This window comes from Citrobacter sp. S55_ASV_140 (assembly GCF_018919505.1).
Lineage (GTDB): Bacteria > Pseudomonadota > Gammaproteobacteria > Enterobacterales > Enterobacteriaceae > Citrobacter > Citrobacter werkmanii.
The window spans coordinates 1-10,947 of sequence record NZ_JAHLQZ010000145.1 but is presented as its reverse complement, the minus strand read 5'-3'; the positions used below and the strand labels follow the sequence as shown (position 1 = coordinate 10,947).

Below are 10,947 nucleotides of genomic sequence, written 5' to 3'. Positions count from 1 at the left end.
CTTATATTCACTGCATAACAACCACTTCACCGGCTCGTCTTCTTCTATCGTCGGGAAACGACCGCCCGGTTCAAGGAAGTGATTGTCATGCTGGTCGTCATTGACCATCGAGATTTCCCAGCCCAGAACAAAGGCTTTCTCAGCCCAGAAACGGTGATACAGTCGCGGCGGCAGACACACTCCCTGCCCCGGTTTTAGCACCAACGTATCACCGGATTTAACGGTACGCCGCTGACCATCGACGCTAACATCAACAATGCGCCGAGTGTCATACCCGTCATCGGGCGTGGACCACGCCAGCTGCATACACAAATCACCGCCGCCGCGGTTAACGATATCTTCCATCTTATGGCGATGAAAATGCCACGGTGTTTGTTGATCCTGCTGAATTTGCAGCATCTTTTCGGCATACGGTTTGGGGTAATCGGCTGACCCCATCAGACCATTGCGCAATGTCAGTAACGTCAGCCCGATTTGCGCAAAATCCCCGCGTCCAAAGTCGGTAACGTCCCAGCCCAGCTGGAGATCGCGCACTTCACGCCACAAAGAGTGGTCCTGTTGTCGCCAGGCGTCGACCGTTAAATACGCAAAATCAGGCAGACAGACCCGAAAGGTCTCGGCGATGGCATGCGCTTTATCGATGACATAATTAATATGTGAACGCTTCATTGCACTTTTCCTTGTTGCGAAAGAGGCGGGTCACCCCGCCTGCATGCCGTTAGTAAAGTGACGCTTTGCCGGTTGAGCCAAACAGTTTCATTTTGTGGCGAATCACGTCCCGCGCGGCGCTGATGGCTTCCGGGTAGATGACGTTCGGGTCCCACCAGGTCTCTTTTGCCAGGATTTCGCGGACTTTCTGGAAGTAGGCATATTTCATATCGCTGGAAATGTTGATTTTGCCCACGCCGAGCGTAACGGATTCAGCGATTTCCGCATCCGGATTCGCGGAACCACCGTGCAGCACCAGCGGAATGTCCACCCGCCCGGCGATATCGCGCAGGATGTTCATTTGCAGCTCTGGCTGCATCCCTTTCGGGTAGATCCCGTGCGCGGTACCAATCGCCACTGCCAGCGTATCGGCCCCGGTACGGGCGATAAAATCCTGCGCCTGGGCGGGATCGGTGTAGGTAACCTTCGACACGCCGCCTTCCACGGACGTTCCGGTCTGGCCAATCGTTCCCAGCTCGCCTTCAACCGAAACACCTACCGCATGCGCCAGCTTGACCACTTCGCGGGTCAGCGCCACGTTCTCTTCATACGGCAGCAGCGAGCCATCAATCATCACCGAGGTAAATCCACACTGAATTGCCCGCAGGACATGCTCTACCGAAGCGCCGTGATCCAGATGCAAAGTAAAGGGGACCGGGCTACGCAGGGTGATATCTCGCACATAGCTAAAGAACGCATCGCCGAGGAAATCATGTTCGCTGGGGTGAATGGAGATAATCGCTGGGGTGTTGGTCGCTTCCGCTTCTTCCACCACTGCACGCACAAAGCAGCTATCCGCTACGTTGAATGCGCCGATGGCAAAACCGTGCTGACGGGTCGGTTGCAGTAATTCTTTCATCGAAACTAACATGTTAATTCTCCAGTTTCAGGGTGTAGAAAGCCCTGCCAGTGCGTCATCGCAGAGGCATAAAAGGCGTTACAGAAAATGAATCAGGCCTGGTCGATAGCGCCGCTGGCCTGTAGATACGGAATAATGGCTTCCTCGCAGGCCTGCTCCATCAGGGCCAGGGCATCAACAAGTTCGCAGGATGTGTCGCGACACAAGGTGTGCAATAGCGCGGCCTTTCCCGCTTCGAAGACCGCCGCGCCAACATTAATCTTGGCGACGCCAAACGTCGGGCAACGCTGTAGCTGGTCAAACGGCGTCCCGCTACCGCCATGCAGCGCCAGCGGCACCGTTGATAAACGGGCAATTTCCTCCAGCCGTTGAAAATCAATGGCTGGCGTTACGCCCGGCGCGTACATACCGTGCGCCGTACCGACCGACACCGCCAGTAAATCAATCCCGGTCTGTTGGATAAATGGCTCCACGTCAGCGGCCTGAGTCATCAAATCAGCGTTAGCGGCATGGTCATAGCGCGGGGCGTCGGCCAGGTGGCCCAGCTCGCCTTCCACGCACAGAGAAACGCTGGCTGCGAGCTCGACCACCGCCCGGGTCTGGCGAATGTTTTCTTCCAGCGCAAAGGCGGAGGCGTCGATCATTAACCCGCTGAATCCGGCGCGAAAAGCCTGGCGAATGCGTACAGGATCCTTTCCATGATCTAACGCCAGCGCGATCGGTACCGAAGCTTCCTCTGCCAGCGCTTTGACCACCGCCACCGCTATCGGTGCCGGAAAATGGTCCAGATGCCCCTGATACAGATTCAGAATAATGGGCGCACGGTGTTTCTCTGCCACCCGCACCGCCGCACGGGCGCTTTCCAGGTTCATACAGTTGATAGCCAGCAGCGCATACTGCCCGCGCCAGGCTTTCGTCACCATGCTTTTCATATCGGCAAACATACGACCTCCGGTTATTCCAGGGTGAAGGTGATCTCTTCGTCTTTCAGCTTTTGATCGCTGAGCTCATCAAACTCTTCGTCACGCTCGGTCACCGGTTTCTTCCACAGCGATAGCATGACGCCGCAAATCACCGTCCCGATCCCCAGCGCCAGGCAAAACAGCAGCGGATGCGTAAAGAGTGGAACCACAAACATGCCGCCGTGCGGTACCGGGCTTTCGACGCCCCATACCATAATCAGGCCACCCGCTATCGCCGAGGCCACCACGCAGGAGCCCACCACGCGCAGCAGATCACGCGCCGCAATCGGAATAACCCCTTCGGTTATCATGCAGATCCCCATCGGGAATGCCGCTTTCAGCGCCTCACGTTCCGCACGGGTGTACTTGTGGCGCGTGAGCAGGAAGGAGAGCGTAATGCCGAACGGAGGGATTATCGAACCGACAAACTTCACCGCTTCGGGACCATACACGCCGCTGACCAGCATGCCGTCAGCGAACAGCGACATGGTCTTATTCACCGGACCGCCGAAGTCGAATGTCGCCATTGCGCCGAGAATGGCACCCATCAGGAAGCGTGACCCGCCTTGCATGGACTCCAGCAGATGAATTAGCGCGTCCTGCAGCCAGGCTATCGGCTTGCCAATCAGCGTCATCATCAGCAACCCGCCGATGACGGTGCTCAATACGGGCAGCACCATGATAGGCATCAGACCCTGCATCGACTGCGGTAAACGGATATAGCGTTTGAGCAGCAGGACGGTATAGCCAACCAGAAAGCCGCCCAGCATCCCGCCAATAAAACCGGTATGAATTTCGCCGCAGACAAAGCCGACAATCAGACCCGGCGCAAATCCGGGGCGATCGGCAATGGAGTACGCAATCGCCGCGCTAATCAGCGGCACGATTAACCCCATCCCCCAGCCGCCAATCTGATTGAGCATCCAGGGGATAGTTCCTGTTTTTTCACCCACGTTAGTACCGCCAAGTATTTGTCCGAGGGCAATACAGATCCCGGCGGCTACAATTAACGGGATCATCCACGAGATCCCCGTTAATAAATGTTTTTTTATTTCCTGAGATAGCGGAATTTTATTTTCACTCATGTGAAATCCCTCCAGAATGAGGATCGCTACTGGTTATTATTAACTAATGATTTTTCGACCTTTTCAAGAAACTGAATGGGCGATTTTATGACGATTTCGGTTTTTACTCGCACAATGCGTTTATTTGAGAAGCGTTCCTCCCCTTTTATTTTGACATCGACGGCAAGAATCACGACATCCGCGGTAGAAATATCATCTGCCAGCAGTTCGTTTTCCGTACCGATGGTGCCCTGGGTTTCAACTTTTATATTATGCCCAAGCGCTTTAGCACCTTTTATTAATTTTTCACGGGCAATATAGGTGTGCGCAATACCCGCCGTACAGGCGGCAACACAAACAATATTCATAACATGCTCCACATTTTATTTAGCAGACGTTGGATTCAGCATATTGGCTAAACAGCTCAATAATTTTCTGTGGACTACTTTCAACTAAGAGTTGTTCAATAATGTCGTCATCCGCTAGCGCGCCGGCAACCTGCGAGAGCAGACGAATATGGGTAGTGTTTTGATCTTCAAGACGTACGGCAAACAGAATGATGCAGCGCACATTGCTGCCGTCCAGGGTTTCCCAGGGAATATCCTGACGGGTACGACCAATCGCCAGGGTGGTATTAACCACCGCCGAGGATTTCCCGTGGGGGATCGCAATATGATTTTCGAAGCCGGTCGAGCCTTCGGATTCACGCTGCCAGACATCCTGAATAAACGTTTCCCGGCAGCTAATTGCCCCATCCTTTTGCAGAATATCAGTAAGTTCCTCAATAGCCTCCGTTTTGTTCGTAGCCTTCATATCCAAAATAACGCGATTTGTATTGAGAATTTTCGTGATGTCCATCAATCATACCTCATGGAGTTCAGACATTAATTTTCAACGACCAGCGATGTCGCCCGATGTAATTTTTCCGTAATAACCGTTTCCGTTACCCGCTTAATATCCGCATCATTGAAAAAGGCGGTGACATAGACGACCGGCATGGCAATGGCGGGTAAATTAATGGTCGATACCACCAGCTCAATATCATCCGTCAGTACGGAGGGCAAACTGCCAGCTGACACCACGCCGACAATTGTCCAGTCCGGAAAGGCGCGCAGAATGCGGCTCTTGAGTAAATGCGAAGTGCCAATCCCGGTTGAGCAGACTAACAACACCCGCTTACGCGCTATCTGGCGCTCCATTGCGGCCTGAAAATGGACGGTTAAGTATCCCACCTCATCTTCCGAAACGGCCCGCTCGCCCCAACCGCAAAATACCCGATTCACCGCACACTGGGTCAAACGCCAGACGTCCTGCAACTCGCCTTTGATATCCTCCAGTAGCGGATTACGAATGCGGATCTGGTAGTTCAGGCGGTTAATCAGCGGCTTAATATGGATCAGCAACCCGTCATACAGCGCAGTATCCTGGCTGAGATCGCTGTCGACCATCTCGGCGAAGATGGCAATCAGTCGATGGGTAATCAAGCGCGCTTCGTCGCTGGAGTGCATATGACCAATCACGCTCACATCATTATGTTCCTCAATCACCACGCCGGACGAGATAATGTATTGATAGATAAACCAGACCTCGTCTTCCGGCAGCGGGTGAGCGATGCGTTTTTCGATATGCTGAATCATACGATTGGCAATAGAAAAAATATTCTCGTCGCATGAGGTGATGTTTTCATCTTTTCTCGGCAGCGCATTTCCGCGTGTGATGCGGTACATCATGATCAAAATATGGGTGAAGATATTGACGTAATAAGGCTCCCCCAATGACCAACACAGGTCGTTCTCCATTTCCTGCAGCAGCGTCTGGACAAATAAAACGTCTTCCTCGCCGAAGTAATGCACCAACGCTTTATAGCTGCCGGGATCAAGACGCGAATACACCATGCTGCCGGGTTCATTATGGTTAATCACACCGTTAATCAGCGATGCCATCGCCTGGCGCACGCTGCTCTCACTACCTTCAATGTGCGTACCGCTTTGACTGCGGATAAGCGATAACCCCAATGGCGTTATCCAGGATTCAATCACTTTCAGATCGTTAACAATCGATGCGCTACTAATAAAATAACGCTCAGATAATTTACTGATCGACGTTTCATGCGGCGTTTCGCTTAATAATTGCGATGCTATCTTAACGCGCCGCGAATTACTCATCATACCGTCAGTATCATCACCCTCGTTCCCTAATAACTGGTCCAGATACAAAAGGTCTGTAATATTATCGGCACTTAATATTACGCCTGCGCCAGTACGTTTATCGATGGCTATTTTCCATTCCGCTAACCATGGTTCCAGTAACCGCAGATCGCGCTGCACGGTTTTCTCTGAAACCGATAAATATTCGGCAATTTTCAGCAGCGTGACATATTCCTTCCGGGACAGGAGGAATTTTAATAATCTGTTTTGTCGCGAGGTAATCATTTGCATTATTTACCCTTATCACACACCAGATTAAATATCTAAAGAAGCGTTTATGCTCCACGAGTAATCCGTGATGATAAATATAAGAGGACTACGATGCGCCAACAATACTAAATCGTGTCCTGTATTCCGGACAGAAATAAGACAAAACGGGGAAATAGTGAGATATTTACGGCGCAGATCACATTTTTTACGGGAATTAGAGTGATAGCGCTCGCAAATATGGGTAGGTAAAATTCTAAGTCAGAATATTTTTGATTTTCAGATCTGGAACGCTGCTCGCAGCGTGGGCCGGATAAAACACATCCGGCACCACGTAGACTGAATTTACAGGGTAATCGTCAGAGTATCACCTTCAGGCGTTACCACTACGCCCTGCTCACTGCCGGCATATGAACCGCCCTTCACGCCGCTAATTTGCGGGATATTACGCAGGCACAACGTCCAGTTACGCGCTTCACCGCGACCTTGTACGGTGATGGTTTTACCCGTACGTATCGCCTTCAGCGTGAAGATAACCGACCCGTCAGCAGCCGGGACCTCACAGACCGCTTCCCTATCCTCTTGCAAATGGAACAACTGGAATGCGGTCCCTTCATGCCAGGCATAGTCCGGCTTCTGGTTATTACTGCCCAGCGCCAGCAGGGTGTTGTCGCGCACGTACACCGGCAGACTGAGGAAGTCATGCTGCTGTTTGTACCAGCGGCAGCCCTGCACTTCGTCGTTGTGCCACAGATGCGTCCAGCGGCCTTCCGGCAGATAAAACTGCACGTTACCGGCTTCGGAGAAGACTGGCGCCACCATTACCGAATCACCCAGCATATACTGGCGATCGAGATAGTCGCATGCAGGATCGTCCGGGAACTCCAGCATCATGGCGCGCAGCATCGGCGTGCCGTGTTCGTTCGCCAGCGCGGCCTGACGATACAAATACGGCATCAGGCGGCACTTAATTTCGGTGAAGTAACGCACCACATCGCAGGACTCTTCATCGTACGCCCATGGCACGCGGTAGGATTTGCTGCCGTGCAGGCGGCTATGGCTGGAGAGCAGCCCGAATGCACACCAGCGCTTGTAGACGTCCGCCGGGGCGGTGTTTTCGAAGCCGCCAATGTCGTGGCTCCAGAAGCCAAAGCCGGAGAGACCAATGGATAAGCCGCCGCGCAAGCTTTCGGCCATGGATTCATAGTTGGCGTAGCAGTCCCCGCCCCAGTGCACCGGAAACTGCTGCGCGCCCACGGAGGCGGAACGGGCGAATAGCACCGCCTCTTCTTCTCCGACGGTCTCTTTCAGCACGTTCCACACCAGTTCGTTGTAGATGTAGGCATAATGGTTGTGCATTTTCTGCGGGTCTGAGCCATCAAACCACTGCACATCCGTTGGAATGCGTTCGCCGAAATCAGTTTTGAAGCAGTCCACGCCCATCTCCACCAGACCTTTCAGCTTGTTGGCATACCATTCGCAGGTTTGCGGGTTGGTGAAGTCGTAAATTGCCAGCCCCGGCTGCCATTTATCCCACTGCCACAGGGAACCGTCCGGGCGTTTGAGCAGATAACCTTTCTCTTTCAGCTCCTTGAAAACAGGTGATTTCTGACCGATGTACGGATTGATCCATACGCAGACCTTCAGCCCTTTCGCTTTCAGACGCTGAATCATGCCTTTCGGGTCCGGGAAGGTCGCCGGGTCCCACTCGAAGTCACACCACTGGAAAGCCTTCATCCAGAAGCAGTCGAAGTGGAAAACGTGCAGCGGTAGATTGCGCTCGGACATGCCGTCGATAAAGCTGTTCACCGTCGCTTCGTCATAGTTGGTGGTAAACGAGGTGGTCAGCCACAGGCCGAACGACCATGCGGGCGGTAGTGCTGGACGACCGGTAAAGCGGGTATAGCGATCCAGCACCGCTTTCGGCGTCGGGCCGTCGATGACGAAATATTCCAGATACTCGCTTTCGACGCTGAACTGCACTTTCGATACTTTCTCAGAGCCAATTTCAAACGATACGCACTGCGGATGGTTCACCAGCACGCCGTAGCCACGGTTGGTGATATAGAACGGGATGTTCTTGTAAGACTGCTCGGTACTGGTGCCGCCATCGCGGTTCCAGGTCTCTACCGTCTGCCCATTACGCACCAACGCGGTAAAGCGCTCGCCCAGCCCGTACACCGTTTCACCGACGCCCAGATCCAGGCGCTCGAACATGTAATTGCGTCCGCTGTTGGCGTCCTGTACATAGCCGTTGTTTTTCAACTGGCTGCCGGTAATGCGTTCACCGTTACGCAGGAAATCCAGCGACCAGAACTCGCCTTTGGTGACGCGAACGCTCAAATTACCGCTCTTCAGCTCAGCGAACTCAGCGGTGTTCTGCATCTCAACGTTTACTTCCTGCTGCACGTTCAGCGGGTAATGCGGACCGGTATCCAACGCGCCCTGGAAGTGTTCCATCCGGACACCCACCACGCCTTCCTGCGGCGAAAAAAGGCGCAGCGTGAACAACGGGGTATCGAGTTGCCAGGTCCGTTCACGTACGTCACGCGGCGCAACGTAGACCAGCATCTCATTACCTTGCTGTTCAACCTCGAACACCTGGACAGGGTTAATCACATTCAGGCCGGGCTGAATCAGCCAGTTTCCGTCGCTAATTTTCATAATCGGTTCCTTAGTTCTGTAATTCTTTCGTCGTAAAATCTTGCTGATTACGGTGCGCACCCTGCGCCAGCTGACGCATAATTTCAGTCAGATACGGGGTTTTCAGGGTGTAGAAGCGTTTGGCAATCACGGCACTCAGCAGGTAGCAAATAGCCGGAATAAGGGTGAACAATGCAATGATGATGGTGATGGTGGCGCTGTTTTGCGTTTTCGCCGCGGCATCGTAGCCACCGCCTGCCAGCATCCAGCCGATCAGCGCCCCGCCAAGCGCCAAACCCAGCTTGAGCACGAACAACGTTCCCGCAAAACTGATGCCCGTCAGACGTTTGCCGTTACACCACTCGCCATAATCAACGGTGTCGGACATCATTACCCACTGGATTGGCGTTACGAGCTGATGCAGGACGCCAATCACGAAGATAAAGACGAACATGGTGATGTTGGCGTGCATCGGCACGAAGAACATCGCCACGCTGATGACGGCCAGCAGGGCATTCGTCCACCAGAAGACGCTGACTTTGCATTTCCAGTCAGTCAGCGGTTTTGCCAGCGCAGAGCCAATCAGATTGCCGACGCAATAGGTGGTAAGGAAGGCGACAAATACTTCCGGTGTGCCCAAAATCCAGGTGACGTAATACATCATCGCACCGCCGCGAATGCAGACCGCCATAATGTTGAGGATGGTGAGCAAGCCGACAATGCGCCACTGGTCGTTCTGCCAGATATCACGCAAGTCTTCACGCATTGAATTGTTGGTTGGCGGCGCTTCAACACGTTCTTTGGTGGTGAAAAAGCAAAATGCGAGCATCAGGAATGCCACAACCGAGAGCACGGCAATTCCACCCTGGAAGCCCAGCGCCTTGTTTTCACCGCCAATCAGCTTTACCAGCGGCATCATCAGGACGGTGGAGAGCATGCCGCCCGCCGTCGCCAGCACAAAGCGCCACGACTGCAGGGAGATGCGCTGCGTCGGGTCATTGGTGATCACGCCGCCCAGCGCGCAATAAGGGATATTGACTACGGTATAAAGCAGGGTTAGCAGCGTGTAGGTGATGACGGCATAAATCATTTTGCCGTGCAGGCTGAAGTCCGGCGTGCTGTAGGCAAGTACACAAACCAGACCAAACGGCAGCGCGCCAAACAGCACCCACGGACGAAATTTCCCCCAGCGTGAACGGGTACGGTCAGCAAGCAGCCCCATGCAGGGGTCTGAGATGGCATCCAACGCGCGGGCCAGTAAGAACATGGTGCCGACAAAGCCGGCTGGGATACCAAAGATATCGGTATAAAAGAACATCATATATAACATGACATTATCGAAGATGATGTGGCTGGCGGCATCGCCCATGCCGTAGCCAATCTTCTCCTTAACAGACAGAATCTCACTTTTCATTACGCATCCTTGTTTGCACTTTCACACGCACTGGTACCGGTTACAGTTCTTGTAAACCATCCCTGTGAGCGCGGGTATTGCGATATCTCGTTATCAAATTACGATTCTTGTTTTCTGTGATCAGGGTAGCGTCTAAAAATGTGTCCAAGTGTAAGTAATGGATTTTGCGAGGATTTATTTGAAACGGGTCATGGTATGGAGAAACGGAAGTTAAAAAAGTGAGTGAGGGGGTGTGGAAACCCGAGGAAGTAGCTATAATGCGCCCCGCCTCCATGTAGCAATCGAGGCGCGGAAGATCGTCATCTCCGGTGAGGTGGCTGGACTTCAAATCCAGTTGGGGACGCCAGCGTTCCCGGGCAGGTTCGACTCCTGTGATCTTCCGCCAAAATTCTTATCCGCTTCCTGCCATTTGGCATATCTTCTCAGCGCTTAAACTCATTTATGATCCCTGCCCAAATTTATGGTTTCATTTATTCATAAAGAGAATCTACTATGAGTACCGCTCTTACAATTATGGCTATTGCAGCTACAGTGATTAGTCCATTACTAGCGATTCAGACACAGAAATTTATAGAAAGATATTATCAAAAAAAATCATTGAAGATTGATATATTCAAGCAACTTATGGCTACCAGATCTCAGAACGCCAGGCTGTCCAGTGAACATGTTCGTGCATTAAATATGATCGACTTGGCATTTTATGGAAAAATAAAAAGAGGAAAGGCCAAGAGAAGCTCCTCTGAGAGCAATGTTTTATCTTCATGGAAGCTTTACTTTGCACATTTAAATACAACTTACCCAGATAATGATAATACCTTAGATGCCATATGGAACCAAACAAGCAACAATCTTTTCCTGGACTTGCTATCAGAGATAGCGAAAG

10 protein-coding genes and 1 tRNA gene are annotated in these 10,947 nt (G+C 52.4%); 2 read left to right on the top strand and 9 right to left on the bottom strand.

Annotation, left to right across the window (positions count from 1 at the left end; all coding sequences use genetic code 11):
* The 9 genes from KQJ18_RS17750 to KQJ18_RS17710 all read right to left on the bottom strand — a co-directional run.
* Nucleotides 1-669: D-lyxose/D-mannose family sugar isomerase (locus tag KQJ18_RS17750; protein WP_216422401.1), on the bottom strand; the 669-nt coding region annotated here is incomplete at its 3' end.
* 49 nt (nucleotides 670-718) lie between these two features.
* Nucleotides 719-1,579 (bottom strand): ketose-bisphosphate aldolase, encoded by an 861-nt coding sequence (locus KQJ18_RS17745; protein WP_006687642.1) that lies wholly within the window; start codon nucleotides 1,577-1,579, stop codon nucleotides 719-721.
* A gap of 80 nt (nucleotides 1,580-1,659) precedes the next feature.
* Nucleotides 1,660-2,511: a class II fructose-bisphosphate aldolase gene (locus KQJ18_RS17740; RefSeq protein WP_216422400.1), complete on the bottom strand. Its 852-nt coding sequence runs from the start codon at nucleotides 2,509-2,511 to the stop codon at nucleotides 1,660-1,662.
* An 11-nt stretch (nucleotides 2,512-2,522) separates the two neighbouring features.
* Nucleotides 2,523-3,614: a PTS fructose transporter subunit IIC gene (locus KQJ18_RS17735; protein ID WP_042311543.1), complete on the bottom strand. Its 1,092-nt coding sequence runs from the start codon at nucleotides 3,612-3,614 to the stop codon at nucleotides 2,523-2,525.
* Nucleotides 3,615-3,640: 26 nt separating this feature from the next.
* Nucleotides 3,641-3,961: a PTS fructose transporter subunit IIB gene (locus tag KQJ18_RS17730; protein WP_216422399.1), complete on the bottom strand. Its 321-nt coding sequence runs from the start codon at nucleotides 3,959-3,961 to the stop codon at nucleotides 3,641-3,643.
* A 19-nt stretch (nucleotides 3,962-3,980) separates the two neighbouring features.
* Nucleotides 3,981-4,451, bottom strand: coding sequence for a fructose PTS transporter subunit IIA (locus KQJ18_RS17725; RefSeq protein WP_003024008.1), 471 nt, complete (start codon nucleotides 4,449-4,451; stop codon nucleotides 3,981-3,983).
* A gap of 26 nt (nucleotides 4,452-4,477) precedes the next feature.
* Nucleotides 4,478-6,031 (bottom strand): PRD domain-containing protein, encoded by a 1,554-nt coding sequence (locus KQJ18_RS17720; protein WP_199967152.1) that lies wholly within the window; start codon nucleotides 6,029-6,031, stop codon nucleotides 4,478-4,480.
* A 321-nt stretch (nucleotides 6,032-6,352) separates the two neighbouring features.
* On the bottom strand, nucleotides 6,353-8,671 hold the full coding sequence (gene yicI / locus KQJ18_RS17715) for an alpha-xylosidase (protein WP_216422398.1): 2,319 nt from the start codon (nucleotides 8,669-8,671) through the stop codon (nucleotides 6,353-6,355).
* A 10-nt stretch (nucleotides 8,672-8,681) separates the two neighbouring features.
* Nucleotides 8,682-10,064: a glycoside-pentoside-hexuronide family transporter gene (locus tag KQJ18_RS17710; RefSeq protein WP_038635456.1), complete on the bottom strand. Its 1,383-nt coding sequence runs from the start codon at nucleotides 10,062-10,064 to the stop codon at nucleotides 8,682-8,684.
* A 290-nt stretch (nucleotides 10,065-10,354) separates the two neighbouring features.
* On the opposite strand from KQJ18_RS17710, the gene KQJ18_RS17705 reads away from it, so the two are divergent.
* Nucleotides 10,355-10,449, top strand: a tRNA-Sec gene (locus KQJ18_RS17705).
* A 107-nt stretch (nucleotides 10,450-10,556) separates the two neighbouring features.
* Nucleotides 10,557-10,947 (top strand): DUF6680 family protein (locus KQJ18_RS17700; protein WP_216422397.1); only part of this gene is annotated, 391 nt, incomplete at its 3' end.